We start from the raw sequence: 24,154 nt of genomic DNA, 5'->3' as shown, positions 1-24,154 counted from the left end.
ATCGACACCGTTAATCTCCTAGACAAAGCTATCTCCATTGGTTGGAGAATAGCTGCCATACAAATAGGTTGTTTTAAAAACATGTTGATATTCTACGATTGGCTTAACTCCTGAGGCTGTTAAATATTTTCCTAAGTGCGTCATTAACCCATATCTAGCTTCGTCTTGAAAGTATAAATTCGCGTTAGCAAACTTGTCTTTATTTAGATTAAGTCTAATCTGATCTAGCGTGTTAGGGAGTTTTTAAAAAAGCTTCTATAGCCTGATTGTCTTTTTGTAATGAGATTTTCTTGGGCTTTTTAATTTGGTCTTAAAGTGTTTAATCAAATAGTCTCTAATCCAATGATAGGTTATTTCAACACCATATTCAGACAGAACCCAATCTTTAGCATCCCAATACCCCAAAAAAGGTTTTTCGCTAGAATTTACACGTCTTGATAATCCTTGGTCTATTTCATCCGTTATTATTTTAGATTTTTTAAGATTTGGGGCATCAGTTAATAGGCTTTATATGCCCCCAGAAATATAACGCTGTATCCAACGCTCCTGAGTACGTAAACTTATTGCTGATTTTTAGCTGGATTTTTCTCTTGGGATATTTGTAGTTTCTTTTAGAAGCTCAAGCTATATTAATCTCCTTTGCTTATATAGAACATTTTTGTTTTAATCGAAGTTTTCTTAGTTCTTCGATACTCTCATTTATGGTAAATTCAACACGTTTTGACATAAGTGAATATACAATATATGCGTCAAATTATAGTTAATTGGTATAAATTGTCTTGGGCACGATTATTAAATCATAAAGATCTGAATAGGTACTTAAAACGGCAGGCTTTTTTGTTAAACTAGCATAAACTGTATTTTGAATAATCAAGATATAAAAGAGCAGTAAAAATACAGATTGAATTTAACTTTTTACTGCTTTTATTATTTATGCTACTTTTTTAGTGCCCTTTTTTAGATAGCCTCTTTTTAATTTTTTATAGAGAATTAGTTTATTTTAACTAACTGTTTCTTTAATACGTTTTATAGCATCAATAATTTGTTCTTGCGAAGCTGCATAAGATATGCGAATACAATCAGGATTCCCAAAAGCTTCGCCTGTAACGGTTGCTACAAGAGCTTCTTCTAATAAATATAAAGAGAAGTCAGTAGCATTGTTTATGGTTTTTCCGCGTAATGTTTTTCCAAAGAAATGTGTAACATTTGGGAAAACGTAAAAAGCACCTTCTGGTGTATTGGTTTTAAACCCTTCTATGTCGTTCAATAAACCTAAAATTAAATCACGACGCACCTTAAATTCATTTATCATGTACTGTACTCGAGATGGCGATTCGTTTAAAGCGGTAATAACAGCACGTTGCGCAATACAGTTTGTCCCACTTGTAATTTGTCCTTGCATTTTATTACAAGCACGAGCAATTTTTTCTGGAGCGCCAATATATCCAACACGCCAACCCGTCATTGCAAAAGCTTTTGACACACCGTTTACGGTAATTGTTTGGTCGTACATATCTTCAAATTGTGCCATACTAGCATGATTACCAACATAATTTATGTGTTCGTAAATTTCATCAGAAACCACATAAATATTAGGGTGCTTAACTAATACATCTGCCAAAGCTCTTAATTCTGCTTCACTATAAATAGAGCCACTTGGGTTACAAGGCGAGCTAAACCAAATCATTTTTGTTTTAGGTGTAATAGCTGCTTCAAGTTGAGCGGCAGTCATTTTAAAATCGGTATCGATAGACGTTTTAACTTCAACAGGAACACCATCATTTAGCTTTACAATATCAGAATAACTTACCCAATACGGGCAAGGTAAAAGTACCTCGTCGCCAGCATTTAGCATAACCGCAGCTACATTTGCTAAACATTGTTTTGCACCAGTAGATACAACAATTTGTGGTAATGTATATGTTAGGTTGTTATCGCGTTTAAACTTTGTAATAATCGCTTCTTTTAACTCAACATAACCATCTACTGGTGTGTACGAGTTGTAATCGTCATTTATTGCTTTAATAGCAGCTTCTTTAATAAAATCTGGTGTATTAAAATCTGGTTCACCAAGGCTTAAACCTATTATGTCTTTACCTTCGCCTCTTAACTCTCTTGCTTTTGCTGCCATGGCTAACGTAGCAGACGTTGCCATGTTTAAAATTCTATCGGATAATAATTGCATGTAATATATTTATATATAAATAAGAAGTTTATGCTAAACTAGGCTTTTGTCCTAGCATTTTTAATTGATTGTAATGTTCTGTAACGGCTTTCCAAAACGTATTGTATTCATTGTATGGCAAGCTAAATTCTTTAGCAGTTTCTTTAACTATTTTTGCTATTTTACTGTAGTGAATATGACTTATGTTAGCAAATAAATGGTGCTCAACTTGTCTGTTTAATCCACCGGTGTAAAATCCAACTAACCAACTTTTAGGTGAGAAATTAGATGTTGTAAATAATTGATGAATGGCCCAAGTGTTTTTCATATTACCATTTTCATCTGGTAAAGGCATTTCAGTATTAGGCATAACATGGGCTAACTGAAAAATAACACTTAAAATAACACCTGCGGTATAATGCATAACTAAAAATCCAATTAAAACTTGCCACCATGCAAAACCTAATGATATTGGTAAAACTATCCAAACCGCATAATAAATTATTTTCCCAATGATTAGCTTGGTCCATTGTGTTGCAGGATGCGGCATTTTTCCGTAAGCTAGTTTTCTTTTTAGATATTGGTACGATTGGATAAAATCTGTAGTAATAGCCCAATTTACAGTTAATAAACCGTACAAAAAGAAGGCATAATATTTTTGATATTTATGAAAAGGGAACCATTTTGCGTGCTTTGAGAACCTAATGATTCGTCCAGCATCAATATCTTCATCGTGGCCTTGAATATTAGTGTAAGTATGGTGTAAAACGTTGTGTTGTACTTTCCAGTTATAGTCGTTGCCTGCTAAAATGTAAATACTACTTCCCATTAATTTATTAACCCATTTTTTACTTGAAAATGATCCGTGATTGGCATCATGCATAACATTCATGCCAACGCCTGCCATACCAACACCAACTATCATCATACAAATAATTTGTGTCCAAGCTGGTAAATTATCAATCGTTAAAACTAAAACTACAGGTACAATTAATAAAGCAAACATTACGACAGCTTTTAAATATAATTTCCAATTCCCTGTGCGTTTTATGTTATTTTCTTTAAAATAATCATTAACACGTTTATTTAATGTTTTAAAAAATTTTGCAGAGTCTTTTCTCGAGAAAGAAAGGGTTTGTTTAGTCATGCTATTAATATTAAATATATAAGGCTTCTTTTTTAGCTTATATCTATACGCGACAAATATAAGTATAAACCATTTGAAGTAATAACGTTTTTTTGTAAAAATATGCACATAAAAAGTATATTTTTGTTGAAAATTTAACAGTAATGGACCTTATTTTAAAGTATTTTCCTAATCTTAATAAAGATCAAATAGAGAACTTTAAAAAGTTAGAAATACTCTATAAAGACTGGAATTTAAAAATTAATGTAGTATCTCGTAAAGACATTGATGAGTTATATTTAAGACATGTTTTGCACTCCCTGGCAATTGCAAAATTAATTCAGTTTAAAGAAGATTCTAAACTTTTAGATGTTGGTACAGGAGGCGGATTCCCAGGAATTCCGTTAGCTATTTTGTTTCCAGAATGTTCTTTTCATTTAGTAGATAGTATAGCAAAAAAATTAAAAGTCGTAGATGAGGTTGTTGCAGGATTAGGGTTAACCAATGTAAAAACAACACACTCTAGAGTTGAAACTATTAACGATACTTACGATTTTATAATAAGTCGTGCTGTTGCTGCAATGCCAACCTTTGTACACTGGGTAAGGGGCAAAATTGCCAAAAAACAAAATAACGATTTAAAAAATGGTATTTTGTATTTAAAAGGTGGTGATTTAACCGAAGAACTTAAAACCTATAAAACCGCAACTATTTATAATTTAAGCGATTATTATACCGAAGGTTTTTTCGAAACTAAAAAACTGGTGCATTTGCCTTTAAAGTATAAGGGCTAATTCTTAAAGTTTAGTTAGCGCTTCAAAGTTTTGTTTAAAAAAGAAAAACTGACTTTTATACCAAAAGCTATCGCTAAACAATTCTATATTATTATTATTAATATGTTCATCATCAGACAATACAGATTTTGCTTTTTTAAAATTTGACTTAGCATTTTGTAAATCATTCATTTTATAGTAGGTTAAGGCTAAACTTAAAATGGCCTCATAATCTAGAGCATTATATTTTAATGTAGTTGTGAAATCTGAAATCGCTTTTTTATATCTACCTAATAACAAATGTGAAGCACCTCTATAAAAATATGCAGAGGCATTATTTGTATCAAAACCTAAAGACTTATTAAAGTCCTTTTGTGCTAGCTTGTAATAATTAATGTTTAAATGAGTTAGCCCTCTATTATAGTAGGTGTCTGCGTTAGGGTTAATTATAACAGCCATTGAAAAATCTTGTAATGCTAATTTGTATTTTTCAAGAGCTAATAGGGCATTGGCTCTTTGTGTATATACTTTATCTTCAGTTGGAGCTAATTCAATTATTTTGTTTAAATCTTTTATAGAGCCTAAGTAATCTTCTAAAAAATATTTAGCGCACGCCAAATTATATTTAGCATCTAAAAATTGTGAATCTAATTTTAACGCATTTTCGTAATCATCTTTAGCGCCGAAAAAATCTTGTAAACTAAATTTAGAATTCCCTCTATTATAGTATGTATCTGCGTCTGGTTTGTAAAAAAGTATTTTTGAATAATCTAAAATAGCGCCACTATAATCGCCTAAATCATTTTTGGCAATAGCTCTATGAAAATAGGCGTCGAAATTTTTTGGTTCTAAGGCTATTACTTTTGTAAATAGTTCTATTTTTTCTTTAGGATCTGTTGTCCTATATGCTTGTCGATAAAGCTTTTTTACTTGGGCAAAGGATAATAGAGGTATTAAAAATATTAATAGTAGTACATTTTTTTTCATAAATATGAATATAGCAAATTTATGAAAAAAAACAATGTTAAATAAAATAAAATTTATCTAATATTAAATTGAAAATAATTGATAATTACTAGAGTTTTTTATTTTATTTTATTTTATGGGAATTTAAACTAAATTTGCTGTTGATTTACAAAATAAGTAGTCTCTAATTTAAAATTTTAACGTCTTAAAGCTTTTGTATGATAAATCTCTCTAGTCTCAATTGCCCTGTTAATTATTTTGTAATTTCTTTTTTCCTAATTTGTTTTGTTGGTAATACTCAAGTTGTGCAACTTGAAGTTATTGGAGGTTCAGTTGTTACAGAAGGATCTACTATAACCATTAGTGCTGGTAATATCTTAGGTTTTAGAATTACTAACATTGCAAGCTCTAATTGTAGACAGTTAAAAATTCGAGATATAAATATATCTAACACTACAGATTTCGATATTAATCCAAATAACCCAAAAAAGAATATAAAGCCCAATAATTGCCGAGGAAGAAATAAATATCTAGATTTTGAAATAGAAAATATAAGTCCAAGTTGTTTAAGTACTAGTACACTAGTTACAGTTGTAATTCATAACCAACCTAATTTTACTTTTACATTACAGGTTAATTCTTCTCCAGAAGTTTATGTTTTAGGCGGAAGTCCTTTTGCAGATATTTCTTATAACAATGCAACAACTTCAGATACTAATGGAACATTTTTTGGAGTTGTAAACGAAGGGGCATCTGTTACAAGAAGATTTCTAATTGCTAATATTGGAAATTGCCCAATGAATATTACGTCGGCTACAAGTAATAATGGAGATTTTACTACAGCTTCACCTCAGGGGCTTCCATTTTTAGGATTACCTTCGTTTGTTGGAATTTTTCTTGACGTAACTTTTGTTGCGCCAGTTGCTGGCACTGGTACTCAGTCTGCTACCATTAGTATAGATACTAACGATCCTGATACGAATCCTTTTTTATTAAATGTAACTGCAGAAATGTTTAATGAAAATATACCAGGACCTGGTGGTATTACCAGCAATTTCAAATTGTGGTTAAAATCTACAAGAGGAATAGTAACATCTGGCTCTAATTTAACGAGTTGGTTAGATTTAGGGACTAACGGAAAAGATGCTACTACTGTTTCTGGTAAAGAGCCAACCTATTTAGATACAGCTACAGATAATATTAATTATAACCCTGTAGTGAAATTTGAAAATGATGGCGGAGCTACTGAGCAATACGTGTATAATGATGATACACCAATAAGCGGCTTTTATAACCATGATATATTTATTGTTATGATTCCAGATGCTACAATGACTAGCGCGTCGGATAGAAATACCATCTTTGCAGGGGTAGATTCAGGAAGTACAGGAGACATTACAGGTATTGGATTTGGCAATTATTCGGCTGAGTTTACTAACGAAACCTTATCATATAATCAAGATGTAGATGGTGGAAATAGTTTTAATGGAGAAGCAGAAATTAGCATTAGTTCATCTTATTCTAATGCTGGAATAATTAATGTAAGAAATGATGCTGCAGTATCACCAACTAAGCAAGATATACTTTATAATTCTAATATGTTAACAACATCAAATGTTTCAGATGTTGCTTTTACAAATATATCAGGAAGTGGTTATTGGATTGGTAGAAATTTTGACATTCAAGGCAGTTTAAATGGTCGTGTTGCTGAGGTATTTACGTTCTCAGGAAGATTATCTGATGCTGATAGACAGAAAGTAGAATCGTATTTAGCTATTAAATACGGAATTACATTAGGCGCTTCAACCGAAGTGCAGAAGGATTATATAAACTCTTTCGACAAAAAGGTTTGGGATGTTACGGCTAACTCTGGCTATAATTATCATGTTGCAGGAATTGGCAGAGATTCTATTTCTGATTTAAATCAAAAACAATCAAAAACGATAAACATGCTTAATGAAGTAAGTATTGGTTTAAATGGGATTTTTACAACCAATAGTGCTAATCCAAATGAATTCAAAAAAGATGGAGATTTTTTGGTTTGGGGAAATAATAATGCATCTTTTTCTGGTTCTAATACAAATACAGTAACTATAGCTTCTGGAATTACAACATCGTTAACTCGTATTGATAGAATATGGAAAATTGTTGAATCAAATGAAAACGTAAATGGTGATGTAGAAACTGTTTATATTTCTATTCCATCTGCTGCATTTATTAATTTTTCAAAACTAGCTACGGAGGAATATGCTTTAATAGTTGCTGATAATCCTAATTTTGGAAATGATGATATTATTGATGTTATTCCACTTAGGTCTGAAGATGGAGGAGTAAATCTTCAAACTTGGTATGATTTTGATGACACAAAGTATTTTACTTTTGGAAAAACATCAAACTTATCCGAAAAGCATTCAATAAGTATAGTCTCAGGCGATTACTTACTTGGTGAATATAATCTTAATTTGAGTGTAGATAATTTTACAATTTCTGCTTGGATTAAATGTGCCGCAAATGCTAGTAATAGAACAGTAATGGCTAAAGGCGAAAAGTTACAAATCAGACTAAATACATCTGGTAATATTGAAGTGTATATTGATGATGCTGTTACACCAAAATATACATCAAATGTCGATGTAGATGATGGTAAATGGCATCATACCACGTTTGTGTATCATAGTGGTACTATTTTAATGTATATAGATGGCGTTTTGGATAAATCAGTTCAAGACATTGTGCATCCGTCTCCAAACTTTAATAATTATGCAATAGGCGCAGTTTATATTGATAAGAATAATATTATAAATCCTTTATTAGGTGAGATTGATGAAGTTTATGTTTGGGATTTTGCATTAAATGAAAATCAGATACGTTATTTAATGAATCAAGAAATTGAACGATTTGATATTGCTGGTACAGATTATGTTGATGGAAAAACTTTGCCACAAGCTTCTGCAAGTAATGAGATCGCTAATATACCATGGAGTAACTTAAGAGTCTATTATGATTTTAATTCTTTTTATGGTTCTACTATTGAAGGATTAACGGATAATCGCTTCTTTTTACGATTAAATTATTTAAATAAAACGAAGGAGATTGTAGATAATCAAACAACACCTTTGCCTTATGTGTCTATTGATAACGGAGCTTGGGATGCAGGAACAACTTGGAGCAATAGTTCTGATCAAATGGAGCCAAATTCGTTAAGTTTAGATGGTGCCACTGTAATAGATTGGAATATTGCTGAAATTTCTCATGATATTACATCTGGTGACAGAGATATATCATTATTAGGTTTAATTCAAACCGCTGGAACTTTAACAATAGCAGATCCTGTTGATCCTCAGGACGAAACAAACTCAGGACAAGCATTAACTATTTCTCATTATTTAGAATTAGATGGTATTATAGATTTAATAGGCGAATCTCAATTAATCCAAAGTGAGGGTAGTATTATAGATGCAGATAGCGGAGGCTTTTTAGAAAAAGATCAACAAGGAACTGCTAATGGGTTTAACTATAATTATTGGTCATCTTCTGTTGCTCCAATAGCAGGAAATACAAGTGCTAGAGGTACAGGGGTTTCATCATCAAATGCTAATCATACTATATCTGGCGTTTTAAATGATGGCACTATTTCTTCGCTTTATCAAGGGCTTAATTTTGATGCTTCTTTAAATGCAAGTGATGGTATTCCAACACCTGGATTAGCAAAAACTATCAGCTCGTATTGGTTATTTAAGTTCTATGGTCCTGTAGATGATTATAACTCTTGGGAAAGTATTAGCGAATTAACATCTTTGGCTGCGGGAGAAGGCTTTACTATGAAAGGCACTTCAGGTTCTGTAGCAATTACAGATCAGCAAAACTATGTATTCAAAGGTTTGCCAAATAATGGAGATATAACACTAGCATTAAATAAAAATGTAACCGCTCAAAACCCTACTGGAGATGTTGATCGTTTAATAGGTAACCCATATCCATCGGCAATTGATGCAACAGAATTTATTTTGGATAATATGAGTATTGCTGATGGTGGAAATAATTCAACAGGAACTATTTTTAATGGTGCTTTATATTTTTGGGATCATTTTGGTGAAGAAAACACTCACGAATTGCGAGGTTATATTGGAGGCTATGCAACAAGAAACTTAATTGGTGGTGCTGTGGCAATTTCAGATGATCCGAGGATTAATAATACTTCAAACTCAGGAGGACCTGCTTTAGGAACTAAAATTCCAGGACAGTACATTCCGGTTAATCAAGGGTTTTTTGTAAGTACTGCATTGGATGGTTTTGATGACGATAATGGAGCGGCTGTTGATATTGTCGATGGAGGCAACATTGTATTTAAAAATAGTCAACGTGTCTTTGCTGCCGAAGATGGCTCAACATCATTATTTTTAAAATCTTCAGGTAAGAAAAAAAGAATTACAAATGATAAGCATAAAGATGATACACCAAGAATACGATTAATATTTGATTCTCCAACAGGATATCATAGACAAATAGTTATAGGTAAGGATGTTAATGCCTCTAATAAATTTGATTTAGGATATGATGCTTTTATGCTCGACGTTGCAGAAGAAGATATGTATTGGACTTTTAACGAAGCAAAATTTGTTATTCAAGGGGTTGGTAATTTTGATGACACTCAAGAATTTCCAATGGGAATTATTATTAAAAACTCTGGTATAGCAAGAATTAAACTTGATGGCGTTGAAAATTTAAATGAAAATAAAACACTTTATATAAAAGATAATACTACCAACGAAACTTTTTTAATAAATAATAATCCGTTTGAAATATTTTTAGATGCAGGTGTTTATAACGATAGATTTGCTTTAGTATTTCAGTCACAATCTTCATCTGTTGATAATATTGAAATAAATGATGATGTTTCAATTTATTTTGATGAATCTGTATCAGAATTAAAAGTAAAAGGACTGATTGATGAAGAACTTTTAAGCATTTCACTATATAATATTATTGGGCAAAAAATAAAATTTATAGACTATACTTCAAATAAAACATCTAAGCAAATATCAGTTGTTACAGGAGCTTATATTGTGCAATTAAATACAGTTAAAAGAAAAATTAATAAAAAAATTATTATTGAATAATATTTTATTGGTCTCAAATTTAGTTAAAACTATGCACTTTAGTGCATCTCGCTTTAGCTTCTAAAAATTTTTATCTTTGGTTTATGTCAGAGCAAAGAGTAAATGGACATACTGTTTCTAGATTAACAGTACATATAGTTTGGAGTACAAAATACAGATATTCAGTTTTGGAAGGTGATATCCAAAAAAAGTGTAGGTCTATATTGATACAGATTTGTGATGCGGAAGGGATAAATATCTTGAAAGGGGTTGTTAGTAAAGATCATGTTCATATGCATATAGAATATCGTCCATCACAAGATATTAGCAGTATAGTAAAGAAAATGAAGGGGAGAAGTTCTCGTCGATTGCAGCAAGAGTTCCCGAAATTGCACAAAAAATATTGGGGGCGGCATTTTTGGGCTATAGGATTTGGTTGTTGGAGTACTGGTAATATTACAGATGAAATGGTAAATGAATATTTAGAACATCATCGAAAATCAAACAATGATACAGATTCTTTTATACTTGAGTAATCACGAATTGTTTGCGTACTGCTGACTTTAGTCAGATTTAAAAACCTATGGTACTTTAGTCCATAGTGGTTTAGTTATAGTTGAATAATTTAATTTTTTCTAAAGGTCATTAGTTGGTCGCATATAATTTCAATTTGATAAATTTTATCACTATTAACCATTTTGATTATTAAAATATTGAATATTGTGTTTTTGCTTTGAGAGTGATTAATTGTAAAACAAAACTCATTAAAATATCGATTTAGGTTTAACTCACTTGCTCAAGAATATGTTGTCCTTATGTACGATTTTATATGGTCGAATCTTCTATGTAAAGCCTTAAAATTTAATCCTTTGTTACTATCCACTTAAGTGATGTTGTAGTCCACTTTATAAAGTAAAAAGGTCTGCTTTTAAAAATAAACCTTATATTATAATAATGAAAAAATAAATAATCCTCGGAGGAAGCCCACGAGGTATTCAACGGATAAAAATTTATTTTAGTTTGATGAAAATCTTAGGTTTTCAAACTTTCCTCTTTTACTCACGAGGCAAGCCTCGTAGAATTCTTTTAGATTAAAACCATATTAATTGCATGTTATTTAGAATAACATTTACCAAATAGTATATTTGCACATATTTTATATTATGTTATTTAAAAAAGAATTAGAGCGCAGACGCACATTTGGTATAATATCTCATCCTGATGCTGGTAAAACTACGTTAACAGAAAAACTATTACTTTTTGGTGGCGCTATACAAGAAGCTGGAGCTGTAAAAAGTAATAAAATAAAGAAAGGGGCTACTAGTGACTTTATGGAAATTGAACGGCAACGTGGTATTTCGGTAGCTACTTCAGTATTAGCTTTTGAATATAATGGCATTAAGATTAATATTTTGGATACGCCAGGACACAAAGATTTTGCCGAAGACACGTTTAGAACGCTTACTGCTGTAGATAGTGTAATTGTGGTTATTGACGTGGCTAAAGGGGTTGAGGAACAGACTGAAAAATTAGTAGAAGTATGTCGTATGCGCAACATCCCCATGATTGTTTTTATTAATAAATTAGACCGAGAAGGAAAGGACGCTTTTGATTTACTGGATGAAGTAGAACAAAAACTAGGACTAACCGTTTGTCCGCTTAGCTTTCCTATTGGAATGGGTTACGACTTTAAGGGGATTTATAATATTTGGGAAAAGAACATTAATTTATTTGGTGGTGATAGTCGAAAAAATATTGAAGAAACTGTAGAGATTTCAGACTTACAATCTGAGGTATTAAATGAATTAATAGGAGACGCTCAAGCCGATGTCTTACGTGAAAACATAGATCTAGTTGAAGGTATTTATCCGAAATTTGATAAAACAGAATATTTAAGTGGTCATTTACAACCAGTATTTTTTGGTTCTGCCTTAAATAATTTTGGTGTTCGTGAGTTGTTAGATTGTTTTGTTGAAATAGCGCCAAAACCAAGACCAAAGCAAAGTGAAGAACGTTTGGTAAAACCTGAAGAAAAAAAATTTACAGGTTTCGTGTTTAAAATTCATGCCAATATGGATCCTAATCATAGAGATAGATTAGCATTCGTTAAAATAGTGTCTGGAATTTTTGAGCGTAATAAACCTTATCTTCATGTAAGGCATAATAAGAAATTAAAATTTTCAAGCCCTAATGCTTTTTTTGCTGAGAAAAAAGAAATTGTTGATATTTCTTATCCTGGTGATATTGTTGGTTTACACGATACTGGAAACTTTAAAATTGGTGATACACTAACCGAAGGAGAAATTATAAATTACAAAGGTATCCCAAGTTTTTCTCCAGAGCATTTTAGATATATTAACAATGCAGATCCGTTAAAATCTAAACAACTTTATAAAGGTATTGATCAATTAATGGACGAAGGTGTAGCTCAATTATTTACTTTAGAACTTAACGGGCGTAAAGTTATTGGTACAGTTGGTGCATTACAATATGAAGTAATTCAATATAGGTTAGAACATGAGTACGGAGCAAAATGCACTTACGAAAACTTAAATGTTTTTAAAGCATGTTGGGTAGATCCTAAAAATTCTAATAGTGATGAATACAAAGAGTTTGTTAGAGTTAAGCAACGTTTTCTTGCAAAGGACAAACAAAATCAGCTCGTATTTTTAGCCGATTCTGCTTTTTCTTTACAAATGACTCAGCAAAAATATCCAAGTATTACATTTCACTTTACATCAGAATTTAATTGAACTTATGTATTCCTTCAAGCAATAGCATCTTGATTTGAAGAACTTATACAAAATGTTAAAATAAAGCATAACCTTAGTTTATGGTTTATTTTTTTATATTGAAGTATATCTAAATCAACATAATTATTAATAATACCAAATAACTAAGTTAAAAAAATCTTTTTATTGCATTAGGGATTGCAGTGAAAATCCTTTTTTCGAGGCACGAGCAAAAAGATTGTAACGGAAAGCCCGACCCTTACTGTAACGCCAAAAAATAAGTTTTAAAAGAGCAGTTTTAATAGTATCTTTGCCCATTAAAATTTACACACAGCATTTATAATATGTCGCAATTATCAGAGCAAGAACTTGTACGAAGAGAGAAATTAGTAAAACTACGTGAATTAGGCATTAATCCGTATCCAGCAGATTTATACCCAGTAAATCACACCTCTAAACAGGTAAAAGAACAGTTTGAAGAAGGGAAACAGGTTGTTATTGCTGGTAGATTAATGATGGTTAAAATACAAGGTAAAGCAAGTTTTGCACAATTACAAGATGCTGAAGGTAAAATACAAGTATATTTTAATCGTGACGAAATTTGTACTGGCGAAGACAAAACCAAATACAATGATGTATTTAAAAAGCTTCTAGATTTTGGTGATTTTATAGGTATTAAAGGTGAATTATTTACCACTAAAGTTGGTGAAAAAACAGTAAAGGTTAAAGATTTTACATTATTAAGTAAAGCATTAAAACCATTGCCATTACCTAAAGAAAAAGACGGAAAAGTTTATGATGCTTTTACCGATCCAGAGCAACGTTACAGACAGCGTTATGCAGATTTAGTTGTAAATCCGCATGTAAAAAATGTGTTTGTAAAACGCACCAAATTATTTAACGCCATGCGTAACTTTTTTAACAACGCTGGCTATTTTGAGGTAGAAACACCTGTTTTGCAACCCATTCCTGGCGGTGCTGCGGCGCGTCCGTTTATTACACATCACAACGCTTTAGATGTGCCTTTATATATGCGAATTGCCAACGAATTGTATTTAAAACGATTAATTGTTGGTGGTTTTGATGGCGTTTATGAGTTTTCTAAAAACTTTAGAAACGAAGGTATGGACAGAACTCATAATCCTGAGTTTACAGCCATGGAGATTTATGTAGCTTATAAAGATTACAATTGGATGATGGGTTTCTGCGAACGCTTATTGGAACATTGTGCAATTGCCGTTAATGGAGCAACTAAAGCAACTTTTGGCGACCATGAAATTGATTTTAAAGCGCCTTATACCAGAGTTACTATGGCTGATTCTATAAAACATTTTACTGGGTTTGATATAACTGGAAAAAGTGAAAACGAAATAAGACAAGCTGCTAAAGGCTTAGGAGTTGAAGTTGATGACACAATGGGTAAAGGCAAGCTTATCGACGAGATTTTTGGCGAAAAATGCGAAGGTAATTATATACAACCTACATTCATTACAGATTACCCAAAAGAAATGAGTCCGTTGTGTAAAGAACACCGTGATAATAAAGAGTTAACAGAGCGTTTTGAGTTAATGGTTTGTGGTAAAGAAATTGCCAACGCATACAGCGAACTTAATGACCCAATTGATCAGCGTGAGCGCTTTGAACACCAATTAAAACTAGCAGCAAAAGGAGATGATGAAGCAACAGAGTTTATAGACCACGATTTTTTACGTGCTTTAGAATATGGTATGCCACCAACATCTGGCATGGGTATTGGTATGGATAGGTTAATTATGTTTTTAACTAATAACCAATCGATACAAGAAGTCTTATTTTTTCCGCAAATGCGACCAGAGAAAAAACAAGTGGCATTAACTGATGAAGCTAAAGCTATATTAGATATTTTAAAAAAGACTGAAAAACTAGGATTAAATGATTTGAAAATTCAATCTGGTTTATCAAATAAAAAATGGGATAAATCAATTAAAGAACTTACTAAAAACACACTTGCTAAAGTTAACAAGACTGAAGAAGGGTTATTTGTTGAGCTTGTGTAGCTATTTTGTTTATAAGACTATTTTATAATAAAGTAAAAGCCGGTGGTTCAAAACCTCCGGCTTTTTTACTAACCAAACTTAACTAAACTAAACTTAACTAACTATTTATCGTGTAGTATTACAAACAAACTAACTTCGGTACAAATTGACGATAAATTGTTTAATTAGCCATGTTTATTTAGAAATGTTTAACGCTTATAATTGCAGTTTTATGTTTTTTTTAAGATATGAGAATTAACTTGTTAAATTTTTAAGACATTTACGGCAGTATTTTTTTTATTTGAGTATGATATAATTCATAATTATTTAAATCTTTATGATTACCACCTTGAATAGTTATAAAAGTAGTTAGATTTTTTGGTGATATTTTAAAAAGTTTTTTAGCAGACTTATACGGTACTATCAAATCTTCTGTTCCTTGAAACATAGTAACTAGGCAATTCACTTGCTGGATATACTGATGTGTAGGCAACTTATATTTTAATAATTTCTCGACAGGAAACATGGGGAATCTAGATTTTGCAACATCTATAATGCTATAATAAGGCGTTTCTAAAATAAGTTGATTTGGTTTGTTTTTTGATGCTAAATACGAAGCAATTCCTGAACCTAAGGACCTTCCATAAAGCGTAATAACAGATTCATCATAATGGGTTTTTAAGTAGTCATAGCAATAGTCTGCATCATCATAAAGCGCTTGTTCACTTAACTTACCCGTACTTTTCCCATAGGTTCTGTAATCCATTATTAAAACGTCATATTGCTTTTCAACAAAATATTCTACAACAAATCCCCAACGCGATAAATCACCTGCGTTACCATGGAAATATAATATTACCCCTTTGGGATTTTCCGTTTTAAAATGAATAGCATTAATAACTGTTTTATCGTCAGTTTTTAAGAATAATTCTTCAAAAGGATAATCGAATTGATATTCATAATCATTTGCTAGTACTGTTGGTAAAAAGAGTATTCTCTCTTGAAAAAAATATAATAATAATCCAACCATAAGATAGAGACTAATTAAAACAACAAGCGTTTTTTTAAGCTTTTGTTTTAGTGGTTTTCGAGCTGTGTTTAACATGAATACTTGTAGTTGATAAATCGATGTCGTGGGGTTTTTGGTTAAGTATGTCGTGAATCATTTTATGGTAAGATTCGAAGTTATTTAAGTTTTTATGTCCACCACCAATTACTGAGTGTAGCTTTGTAAGTTTTGGGTTGACTTGAGATAGTTTTACACTGGTTTTATACGGAATTAATTTATCATTGGTTCCATGAATAATATGAATTGGGCATTGTACATATTTTAGCCATTTATAAGTTGGTAATGGATATTTTATTAAAACACTTAATGGCATAAAAGGTGCATAACGTGCTGTAACTTTAGTTAAACTATAATATGGCGCATCTAAAATGAGTGTTTTGGGATTATTCATTGAGGCTAATTTCGCAGCAAAACCAGAGCCTAGTGAGCGGCCATAAAGTATAATCCTGTCTTCAGTTGTATATTCTTTTATTTTATTGTACACTTCTTGTAAATCGCGCTTAATGGCTTTTTGCGAACGTCTGCCTGTACTTTTTCCAAAACCACGGTAATCTACCATAAGCACATTGTAATTATGTCGTGTAAAATCGACTGCAAATTTGCCCCAACCTTTTATACTTTTTGAATTCCCTTTTAAGTATAAAACAATGCCTTTTGATTCTCCTTTGGGTTTAAAAAGAATACCATTTATAACAGCACCGTCTCTGGTTTCAAGATTATGTTCTTCGAAATCTTGATTTTTATAATTAAACTGAAAATCATTTGGTAATTTTTCTGGCTTAAACAGCATATAATCTTGTAAATAGTACAAAGCAATACTTATTACAATGTAAACTACAAATACAACTATAAGAATATGTAACCAATACGGCATATGAAAAATATGTTAGTTTGACTAATATACAATAAATCAATCTATTGATTTATCAATGTCTTTCTCAACATATTCTTTAATTGAAATATCATTTATAACCACATCATTTAAAACTGCTTCACCATCTTTAATATATACCAAAGCGTAAGTTGTATTGGTAACAGAGTCTCGTCGATTATTTCTAACCGCAACTTCAGCGTCATAAGCTTTGGTCTCTTCCATATAATAACGATTAAATGGTAAATTAAAGTTTAGTTTCTGGTCTTTTTTATTATACCAAACAACCTCAGCAATAAAAAAATCCTTATCTAAATTTAAAGGTGTTTTACTAACCGCATTTACTTTTGCAAAACCTAAACTATCAGTCTCTAAACACACATAAACTTTATCTTTTCGCTCCCACATTGTATCAGATGTAACAAAAGAATTTTGCTCGTAATTCAAGTTGATGTATTTACCTCTATATGGGTCGCTAGGGTCTACTGGTTGTGTTTTAAATTTATATGCTATGCCTTTATTTATAATACTTTCTCTATTAAAAATCATTTGAGCTGGAACGAATAATTGTGCAACTGCTACAACTATAAATAGAATAAATATGTGAATTGTTTTCATGTTATTAATTTTTGTATTTATTGATAATTCCGAAATCAAAAGGCGTCCAATAACAGCTTTTTAAACCACTTGTTTTAAGTGCAGAATTTGCCCAAGAGTTACACGTTTTTAAAATAGAGTAACTTCCTTTAGCTTTATAAAAATCGTCGTTTAAAGTATAACCTTTGTTTTTCAAGATTGTTTTATTGCCATTTTCGTCAAGCTTGAAAGCATTTAAAATATACTTATTAAGCTTCGATAATTGTTCTGCATTTATACTAACTACAATCCATTTAGGATTTTTTTCTGAATATTTTGTTAGATGAATCAATGCGTTACCTTTTAAAAACATAGCGCTGAAGGCATTTTTAAAAGTCAAATCACTCCATGTTGGTGTGTTTAAATAAAAACTTTCGTCTCCCCAACCAAAGGACAGGTATTTTTCATCTTTCATTTTAAGTCCATTAATTAATTCATCTTCAATTTCCGAAGTCGGTATTATAATATCTAAATGGATACCGTTTGTACTAAGGAATATCTCTTTTTCAGTATATAAATCTGTTTCATTTTTGTTTACAGTAATAGCCGTTAACAACAGAGAAACTAAAAGATAAATTGTAGGAAGAGCTAAAACTCCTAAAATAAATTTTAATATTTTTTTTAAATACTTCATTATTCCGTCTTACTTTTCTTTTGCCTTTTCAACATCATATAATTGGTTAAAAAGAAACCTAAACCAAAACTTACAAATAGCAACCCTCTAATTACAAAACTCATATTTGTATCAAAAAAGCGACATATTATAAGTGTGGTTATTATTAGTAATCCGTAATTTAAAATGCCAAAATGAAATTTATCTGCTCCAATTTTTATAGCTATAATTCCTAAAGCTAGAATCAATAAATTAATTAACACTATTGAAACAAAACTACCTGATATTCCAATAAAAAAGATAACTGTAAAAATGATAAACACCCATTGAAAAAGGTTGAATTTTTTAATCGATTTTTTTGAATATGAATAGATTATAACACTTAATGTTAATAGAAAAAGTACTATTGATATATAAAATTCTTGAGAGTTAAATGCAATATCGTGTCTTAAAATATCTTGCCAAAACCACTCAAAACTAGTAAGCATCAGTATATAAATAGTTCCTAAAGACCCTAAAACCAAATATCCATTTTTTCTTAATTTCTGATTATCGAAAAAAGGGAACTTTCCAATATTATATAACAATCCAAATAGAATAACATACATTAAAAACCCAAACTCTGCACTTTTTGAGACAAAAGCTCCTAATACAATAACACCACTTAAAGGTAAGAGCCAATTAAAAATTGAAGTGATATTATGTTCTTTTTTAAATTTTAATAAATTGTAATAATGTGCCACTAATATTACCAATAGTAACAAATACATCCACGGTGTTTGGTTGCCATCAAAATACCCAAATGCACAAGCATAATTTGTTGCAAAAATAATATGTAAAACAGCTAATGTATTTGATATTAAAAGATAAATAAGTGGGGCACAAAGTAAAATCCAGGTTAGCATGTAGTTACTAAAATCTCCAGGAATATTATAAATCTGACTCACTAATGCTATACCAGAACCTACCGCAAAAAACAAGAATACACCAGAAGCTTCTTTCCATGTTGCCGATTTCTGTTTTAAAATAGAATAACCCACAAATAATTGCCCTATAACTAATGGTGCAAAAGCAAAAATGGTTTTTATAAACCTGGAAAAATGATCCCAGTTATGTGCCAGTATTAAAATAATACCAAGACCAACGAGTGTAGAGCCCAATACTGCAAAAACAGTAAATAATCGATTTGGTGAATCTACCTTTTTAGACTTATAATAGTTTTCGATATTTGTTGCAACTTCAATTGAAATGACTTGCTCTTCAACAAGTTCTTTTATATCGTTTTTAATTTTTGAATTCATAATTATTTATTTATTTAAAAGCAGATTAAAATTTGGTTATAATAAAACTTCCCCAAGTTAGTATCAAGGTGACTAAAGATACTATTAAAGCAAAAAACGTATATGATTTTACTTTAAATTTTGTTCTAATAAATATTCTTAAAGATAAAAACAATAGTAATGGCTGGACTGAAATACTTGGAATTGTAAATAATTCTTGAAAAACACCTATTAGTACAAAATTCATTTTAAAAACCGTCGAGTTTAGATAAATTAAAACTAGAAATAGTGACGTTATTATACTTGCATTAAAAAGAATTTTTCCTCTAGAAATTAAGCGTCTTTTATAGAATTCAACTAAGTCCTTTGTGATTTTCGGTTTCATTTGAAAAGATTTTAAAACCTCGCAGCCAAAACCACGAGGTTTAGGGTTAACTAACCATCATCAAAACAACCCTTTGCATTTTATATTTTGATTTTTGTGGTAATTACTATTTGTCGTCATCAATAGACCTATCGATATATTGTACATCTCTGGTGTTTTTTTGCACGGCAATAGCTGAGAATAAACTCAATAGAAAAGACATACCGTAAAACCCTTTTTCGCTAAGTAATAAATCGGCATTCCAAAGTCCGATAACTAAAAGTACAATTGAAGTAACTGTTGTAAACCAACTAATACTATAATAAATTTCGGTAACCGGAATATCTTCTAATTTATCTCTTACAGCCTTTTGCACTGATATAACCGAAAACAATCCAAAAAGTAGAATAGTAAAATAATAGCCTTTTTCGTTTAGTAACATATCAGAATTCCACAAACCTATGCAATAGGATGTCATTCCAATTAAAAGAGCTGTCCAAGAGGCACCAATAAAAGCCGCAGTAGGTTTTTGATCGAAAATTTTAACTTCTTTTTTTACTTCTGGTTTTTTAGACTTGTCATCTAAAGACACCGTTGTTTCATAATTCATAATTTTTGTTTTAATGATTACAAGACAAAACTGCAAAACCTTTTAAAACAACGAAACACAATTTTTACAGAATACTGACGATATAAAATTTATTATTTGTCATTAAATTACTATATTTATTATATTATTAAAATATTTTATGACGATTAAATGACTGATTTAAATACAATAATTTCAACATTTTCTAGTGAAGACCAACAGCGTTTTATAAATTATTTAGAAAAAAAGAACAAACGTAGCGATACTAAAAATGTTCAATTGTTTAAGTATTTGCTACATGACGATTTAAACTCGAACGAACTGTGTTTTAAACTCTACGGAAACCAAAATAAAGGCGCGTATCATGCTTTAAGAAAACGTTTATACCAATCAATAATCGATTTTATTGCTAATACAAGTTTACAAGAGGAAAAAGCCATTGATATGCAAATTATTAAATACATATTGGCAGCACGTACTTGCTTGCAAAACAAACAATACAAAGTGGCTTACAAAATTTTAGACAAAGCTGAAATAGTAGCTACAGAGCATCATTTATTTCCCTTATTAAACGAAATTTATCACACTAAAATTCAATATGCTTATGCAGAACCTTCAATAGATATTAATCAACTCATTTCAAAATTTAAAAACAATCAAAAAAGGCATCGGTTAGAAGATCAGCTCAATATTGTTTATGCAAAAATCAGACAAACATTTCATAACAATATATACAAGGGTCATGTTGTAGATTTCGAAATCATTCTAAAAACAACCTTAAAAGAGCACAATATAAGTTTTAGTGAATCAATGTCGTTTAAATCACTTTATCAACTAATAGCTATAAATAGTTTTTCGGCCTTTGTAACTAATGATTATTTAAAAATCGAACCTTTTTTAATCAACACTTATAAATCTATAATTGAGTATAAAGACCGAGAAAAGCAATTGTATTACCATATTCAAATTCTATATTTAATTGCCAATACTTTATTTAGGAATAAAAAATTTAAAGATTCCCAAAACTATTTAAACTTAATGCATCATTATATGAAGCAGAAACGAAAAAAGTATTACAATACCTTTAGACTAAAATATAACCTACTTACTAGCCTTAATTTAAATTACACCAACTATCAAGAGAAAGCTATAAATCTACTAAGTACTCTTGTGAAAATAAAACATCCAGATGTTGAGTCTTTGCTAGATATTCGTTTAAGTTTAATTATGTTTTATTTTCAAAAAAATGATTTTAAAACTGCGTTTCGGTTATTTTCAAAGTTTTACCACACCGATAAATGGTATATTGAAAAAGCGGGTAAAGAATGGGTGATTAAAAAGCATCTAATGGAAATCTTATTGCATATTGAACTGAAAAATATTGATTTAGTAGATTCTAGGCTATTAAGCTTTAAACGAAATTATACTAATTATTTAAAAGAAATTAATCAGCATCGTGCTCTGATTTTTTTATCTTTAGCCGAAGATTGCTATAAAAACCCCGAAATAACAACCTCTGTAGCTTTTAAAAACAAAGTTGAAAATGCTTTTGAATGGATTAGTAAAGACAGAGAAGATATATTTGTTATGAGCTTTTATGCTTGGTTAAAAAGCAAAATGGAAAACCAGCCCCTTTACTACACAACTTTAAATTTGATTGAACTGTAAAACCTGCTTGCTTACAGGTTTTATATATGATAAAAACACTATTAATTGCCTTTTCTTTTATTGGATTACCTTCTCTATACGCTCAACAAACAGACAGCTTATCTATAAAAAATGGTATTGACAATCCTAATATTTTAACAACACATCATTTCGGGATATTTAGTTCACGAATTCACCAAAACTTTAAAATAAAACCTCCTAATAATACAACCTTTAGCATAAATTATAATAGCGGTAATACTTTCCATCCATTTGTTGAAGCCTATTTACCCAAAGATCCAGAAGTTCAAAACGCATTAAGTCAGGTAATTTGGTATGCTCGTGACTTCACTTTTATAGACCAAGAAACCACACCAGCGGATTATATGAATATTGTTATTGATGCTGTTATTAAAGAATTTAGATTTAATACAAACATCCCTTTAGGAAAACACCACGAATTAGGGATTTCATTACGCTCGTATTTAATTACCAAAGGCAAACACCCGTTTTCTTTTTTTACTGGCGATGAAACAATTGAATGGTTTCATAGTAACATTTCTGGTGACGAAGACCCTTACGGAAGACGTTATTACGGATTAAACCAAGTAAATTTTAAATATACCGATAGAAACGGAAGCGCACTAGAGCTAAATAACAACGATTTCTTTTTAAGTGGCATTGAATTCAACCATTATTACTATCCATCATTAAAAATTAACAATACCAAAAATATCTTTATAAGTTTCGGAAATCATTTAGGAATTAACACCTCTAAATTCAACCCGTCAATAGATTTTGGTATTTCTGCTAGCGGTATTAAAAAAATCACATTAAAAAACAACAACCAATTTAATGTTGGCGTTGGCATGAATTTACTCCGTAAAAACATAATAAACCTAGGGGATGTTATCGATTTAGGAAACAACAAATTTTTAGCAACCATTGAAACCGATATAGAATTTACCAAATACACAAAAAAAGGAAATTACCATGCTTTTGGAGTAAACTATCAAATACAATCACGTTATAGCAAACGTAAAGAAGCTAGTTATTACAAACTTTTAGGTAAATGGCAAGAAATAAATGGCGGTTGGCAACACGGTGTTACAACGCAATACAAAGCACTATCAAATTGGTCTTTAATATATACTTACGGTCGCCCAAACTACAAACTCGCCTTATATTTTAAAGAAGATTTATTAGTAAACAACGCTCCAGATTTACAAACAGGTATTAACTTAAGTTTTCCTATTTTTAAATAACAAATTTATTATTCTTTGGGCGTTCCCCTCCCGATAGCTATTGGGAGGGTCAGGCTTTCGGCAGTCGCTCCTTCCTACGTCGGGGAGCTTCAACAAACCTGTGCTGAGCGTAGTCGAAGCATGCCTCAATCCTTAACGCGGGTCTATCCGCCAAAGCCTTTGCTTAGACCAACGTGATTTCGATTTAATTTATAATTTATTGTCAGGTTGAGCGCAGTCGAACCTATTGAAATTATCGATTTAAAAAACCTTTTGACTACGCTCAAGGTGACCTATGTTTTTATTAATTTTTATACTTAAAGAAAAGTCTTTCAAATCGAACTCACATTAAATTAAGCACTATCAAACATGTTAACATCACGTTAAATATTAAGTTGCAATTAAACCTTTTTGTTTTACCAAAGTCCTAACAACAAATAACTTAAAACATAACAAAAATGAAAAAATTAGTAATAATTGCTCTTGCTTTATTTGCACTTCAAGCTACAGCTCAAGAACGCAAAAGAACACACCAAAACAAAGAAAGAGGACAAAAAATGATGAATCTTTCTGCAGAAGAAATGGCGACGTTACAAACAAAAAAAATGACCTTATATTTAGATTTAAACGAATCGCAACAAGCTAAAATCCAAAAGCTAAATTTAGAGAATGCCACTAAAAGAAAAGCAATGATGGAAGCCCGTAAAGCAAAAAAAGAAAGAGGTAATGCTGAAAAACCATCGAAAGAAGAACGTTTAGCAATGGTTAATGCAAAGCTAGACCACCAAATAGCAACAAAAGCAAAAATGAAAACCATTTTAAATGACGAGCAATATGCTAAATGGGAAAAATTGGAAGCCAGAAGATCACAAAAAAATAAAGGTCGTAATAAAGACCAAAGAAATAAAAGACAAAACTAATTTTAGTTGGTTAGTTGATTATAGTTTGATTAGTTGATGAAAGCAT

The 24,154-nt window shown here is 30.8% G+C and carries 19 protein-coding genes and 1 pseudogene; 8 read left to right on the top strand and 12 right to left on the bottom strand.

Going from position 1 to position 24,154, the window contains the following annotated elements:
* Positions 1-18: 18 nt before the first annotated feature.
* The 3 genes from L3X37_RS15310 to L3X37_RS11085 all read right to left on the bottom strand — a co-directional run bounded on the left by L3X37_RS15310 (position 19) and on the right by L3X37_RS11085 (position 3,311).
* Complete coding sequence (locus L3X37_RS15310; protein WP_262910815.1) at positions 19-144, bottom strand: hypothetical protein; 126 nt, start codon at positions 142-144, stop codon at positions 19-21.
* Positions 145-1,000: 856 nt separating this feature from the next.
* Complete coding sequence (locus tag L3X37_RS11090) at positions 1,001-2,185, bottom strand: pyridoxal phosphate-dependent aminotransferase (protein WP_237240241.1); 1,185 nt, start codon at positions 2,183-2,185, stop codon at positions 1,001-1,003.
* Between the two features lie 28 nt (positions 2,186-2,213).
* Positions 2,214-3,311 (bottom strand): fatty acid desaturase family protein, encoded by a 1,098-nt coding sequence (locus L3X37_RS11085; protein WP_237240240.1) that lies wholly within the window; start codon positions 3,309-3,311, stop codon positions 2,214-2,216.
* A 143-nt stretch (positions 3,312-3,454) separates the two neighbouring features.
* On the opposite strand from L3X37_RS11085, the gene rsmG reads away from it, so the two are divergent.
* Positions 3,455-4,084, top strand: coding sequence for a 16S rRNA (guanine(527)-N(7))-methyltransferase RsmG (gene rsmG, locus L3X37_RS11080; RefSeq protein WP_237240239.1), 630 nt, complete (start codon positions 3,455-3,457; stop codon positions 4,082-4,084).
* A 3-nt stretch (positions 4,085-4,087) separates the two neighbouring features.
* On the opposite strand, the gene L3X37_RS11075 is transcribed toward rsmG, so the two are convergent.
* Positions 4,088-5,050 carry a tetratricopeptide repeat protein gene (locus L3X37_RS11075; protein WP_237240238.1) on the bottom strand — a complete coding sequence of 321 codons (963 nt, stop codon included), beginning with the start codon at positions 5,048-5,050 and terminating at the stop codon, positions 4,088-4,090.
* 197 nt (positions 5,051-5,247) lie between these two features.
* Here L3X37_RS11075 and L3X37_RS11070 point away from each other — a divergent pair, with 197 nt between their 5' ends.
* Both L3X37_RS11070 and tnpA read left to right on the top strand, forming a co-directional pair.
* Positions 5,248-10,149: a DUF8202 domain-containing protein gene (locus tag L3X37_RS11070; protein ID WP_237240237.1), complete on the top strand. Its 4,902-nt coding sequence runs from the start codon at positions 5,248-5,250 to the stop codon at positions 10,147-10,149.
* A gap of 83 nt (positions 10,150-10,232) precedes the next feature.
* Positions 10,233-10,664: an IS200/IS605 family transposase gene (gene tnpA, locus L3X37_RS11065; protein WP_237239481.1), complete on the top strand. Its 432-nt coding sequence runs from the start codon at positions 10,233-10,235 to the stop codon at positions 10,662-10,664.
* An 89-nt stretch (positions 10,665-10,753) separates the two neighbouring features.
* Here the strand turns inward: tnpA and L3X37_RS11060 are convergent.
* Positions 10,754-11,011: pseudogene (locus tag L3X37_RS11060) on the bottom strand (IS1595 family transposase); the annotation flags it as partial.
* Positions 11,012-11,291: 280 nt separating this feature from the next.
* On the opposite strand from L3X37_RS11060, the gene L3X37_RS11055 reads away from it, so the two are divergent.
* Together L3X37_RS11055 and lysS are read left to right on the top strand one after the other, a co-directional pair.
* Positions 11,292-12,881 (top strand): peptide chain release factor 3, encoded by a 1,590-nt coding sequence (locus L3X37_RS11055; RefSeq protein ID WP_237240236.1) that lies wholly within the window; start codon positions 11,292-11,294, stop codon positions 12,879-12,881.
* A gap of 323 nt (positions 12,882-13,204) precedes the next feature.
* Positions 13,205-14,896: a lysine--tRNA ligase gene (lysS, locus tag L3X37_RS11050; RefSeq protein WP_237240235.1), complete on the top strand. Its 1,692-nt coding sequence runs from the start codon at positions 13,205-13,207 to the stop codon at positions 14,894-14,896.
* Between the two features lie 259 nt (positions 14,897-15,155).
* Here the strand turns inward: lysS and L3X37_RS11045 are convergent, their stop codons facing one another.
* The 7 genes from L3X37_RS11045 to yiaA form a co-directional block, all read right to left on the bottom strand.
* Complete coding sequence (locus L3X37_RS11045) at positions 15,156-15,905, bottom strand: alpha/beta hydrolase (protein ID WP_237240234.1); 750 nt, start codon at positions 15,903-15,905, stop codon at positions 15,156-15,158.
* Between the two features lie 34 nt (positions 15,906-15,939).
* Positions 15,940-16,818 carry an alpha/beta hydrolase gene (locus L3X37_RS11040; RefSeq protein WP_237240233.1) on the bottom strand — a complete coding sequence of 293 codons (879 nt, stop codon included), beginning with the start codon at positions 16,816-16,818 and terminating at the stop codon, positions 15,940-15,942.
* Positions 16,819-16,854: 36 nt separating this feature from the next.
* Positions 16,855-17,433: a GDYXXLXY domain-containing protein gene (locus L3X37_RS11035; RefSeq protein ID WP_237240232.1), complete on the bottom strand. Its 579-nt coding sequence runs from the start codon at positions 17,431-17,433 to the stop codon at positions 16,855-16,857.
* A gap of 4 nt (positions 17,434-17,437) precedes the next feature.
* The gene (locus L3X37_RS11030) at positions 17,438-18,085 is read right to left on the bottom strand and encodes a DUF2459 domain-containing protein (protein ID WP_237240231.1); all 648 of its coding nucleotides are present in this window, start codon (positions 18,083-18,085) and stop codon (positions 17,438-17,440) included.
* Positions 18,085-19,365, bottom strand: a complete 1,281-nt coding sequence (locus L3X37_RS11025; protein ID WP_237240230.1) for a DUF2157 domain-containing protein — start codon at positions 19,363-19,365, stop codon at positions 18,085-18,087. The genes L3X37_RS11030 and L3X37_RS11025 overlap by 1 nt, the downstream gene beginning before the upstream one ends.
* Before the next feature lie 25 nt (positions 19,366-19,390).
* Positions 19,391-19,729, bottom strand: a complete 339-nt coding sequence (locus L3X37_RS11020; RefSeq protein WP_237240229.1) for a hypothetical protein — start codon at positions 19,727-19,729, stop codon at positions 19,391-19,393.
* A 106-nt stretch (positions 19,730-19,835) separates the two neighbouring features.
* Entirely contained in the window at positions 19,836-20,318 is a 483-nt protein-coding gene (yiaA, locus tag L3X37_RS11015) for an inner membrane protein YiaA (protein ID WP_237240228.1), read from the bottom strand.
* A gap of 150 nt (positions 20,319-20,468) precedes the next feature.
* On the opposite strand from yiaA, the gene L3X37_RS11010 reads away from it, so the two are divergent.
* From L3X37_RS11010 to L3X37_RS11000, 3 genes are all read left to right on the top strand, one after another.
* On the top strand, positions 20,469-21,965 hold the full coding sequence (locus L3X37_RS11010; RefSeq protein WP_237240227.1) for a hypothetical protein: 1,497 nt from the start codon (positions 20,469-20,471) through the stop codon (positions 21,963-21,965).
* Between the two features lie 26 nt (positions 21,966-21,991).
* The gene (locus tag L3X37_RS11005) at positions 21,992-23,209 is read left to right on the top strand and encodes a hypothetical protein (protein WP_237240226.1); all 1,218 of its coding nucleotides are present in this window, start codon (positions 21,992-21,994) and stop codon (positions 23,207-23,209) included.
* Between the two features lie 437 nt (positions 23,210-23,646).
* A complete protein-coding gene (locus L3X37_RS11000; RefSeq protein ID WP_237240225.1) occupies positions 23,647-24,108 on the top strand; it encodes a DUF4890 domain-containing protein in 462 nt (153 codons plus the stop codon).
* Positions 24,109-24,154 lie beyond the last annotated feature (46 nt).

The organism is Wocania arenilitoris (assembly GCF_021728535.1).
Taxonomy (GTDB): Bacteria; Bacteroidota; Bacteroidia; order Flavobacteriales; family Flavobacteriaceae; genus Wocania_A; species Wocania_A arenilitoris.
Note: the sequence above shows the minus strand (reverse complement) of the source record. Positions and strands in the feature narration are given on the sequence as shown.

Bases quoted from the DNA above. Each gene is read 5' to 3' on its own strand.
- L3X37_RS11035 (WP_237240232.1), bottom strand. From the start codon at position 17,433: ATGAAAACAATTCACATATTTATTCTATTTATAGTTGTAGCAGTTGCA.
- L3X37_RS11085 (WP_237240240.1), bottom strand. From the start codon at position 3,311: ATGACTAAACAAACCCTTTCTTTCTCGAGAAAAGACTCTGCAAAATTT.
- tnpA (WP_237239481.1), top strand. From the start codon at position 10,233: ATGTCAGAGCAAAGAGTAAATGGACATACTGTTTCTAGATTAACAGTA.
- L3X37_RS11040 (WP_237240233.1), bottom strand. From the start codon at position 16,818: ATGCCGTATTGGTTACATATTCTTATAGTTGTATTTGTAGTTTACATT.
- L3X37_RS11025 (WP_237240230.1), bottom strand. From the start codon at position 19,365: ATGAATTCAAAAATTAAAAACGATATAAAAGAACTTGTTGAAGAGCAA.
- L3X37_RS11000 (WP_237240225.1), top strand. From the start codon at position 23,647: ATGAAAAAATTAGTAATAATTGCTCTTGCTTTATTTGCACTTCAAGCT.
- L3X37_RS11090 (WP_237240241.1), bottom strand. From the start codon at position 2,185: ATGCAATTATTATCCGATAGAATTTTAAACATGGCAACGTCTGCTACG.
- yiaA (WP_237240228.1), bottom strand. From the start codon at position 20,318: ATGAATTATGAAACAACGGTGTCTTTAGATGACAAGTCTAAAAAACCA.
- L3X37_RS11030 (WP_237240231.1), bottom strand. From the start codon at position 18,085: ATGAAGTATTTAAAAAAAATATTAAAATTTATTTTAGGAGTTTTAGCT.
- L3X37_RS15310 (WP_262910815.1), bottom strand. From the start codon at position 144: ATGACGCACTTAGGAAAATATTTAACAGCCTCAGGAGTTAAGCCAATC.
- L3X37_RS11010 (WP_237240227.1), top strand. From the start codon at position 20,469: ATGACTGATTTAAATACAATAATTTCAACATTTTCTAGTGAAGACCAA.
- rsmG (WP_237240239.1), top strand. From the start codon at position 3,455: ATGGACCTTATTTTAAAGTATTTTCCTAATCTTAATAAAGATCAAATA.
- L3X37_RS11075 (WP_237240238.1), bottom strand. From the start codon at position 5,050: ATGAAAAAAAATGTACTACTATTAATATTTTTAATACCTCTATTATCC.
- lysS (WP_237240235.1), top strand. From the start codon at position 13,205: ATGTCGCAATTATCAGAGCAAGAACTTGTACGAAGAGAGAAATTAGTA.
- L3X37_RS11070 (WP_237240237.1), top strand. From the start codon at position 5,248: ATGATAAATCTCTCTAGTCTCAATTGCCCTGTTAATTATTTTGTAATT.
- L3X37_RS11005 (WP_237240226.1), top strand. From the start codon at position 21,992: ATGATAAAAACACTATTAATTGCCTTTTCTTTTATTGGATTACCTTCT.
- L3X37_RS11045 (WP_237240234.1), bottom strand. From the start codon at position 15,905: ATGGTTGGATTATTATTATATTTTTTTCAAGAGAGAATACTCTTTTTA.
- L3X37_RS11020 (WP_237240229.1), bottom strand. From the start codon at position 19,729: ATGAAACCGAAAATCACAAAGGACTTAGTTGAATTCTATAAAAGACGC.
- L3X37_RS11055 (WP_237240236.1), top strand. From the start codon at position 11,292: ATGTTATTTAAAAAAGAATTAGAGCGCAGACGCACATTTGGTATAATA.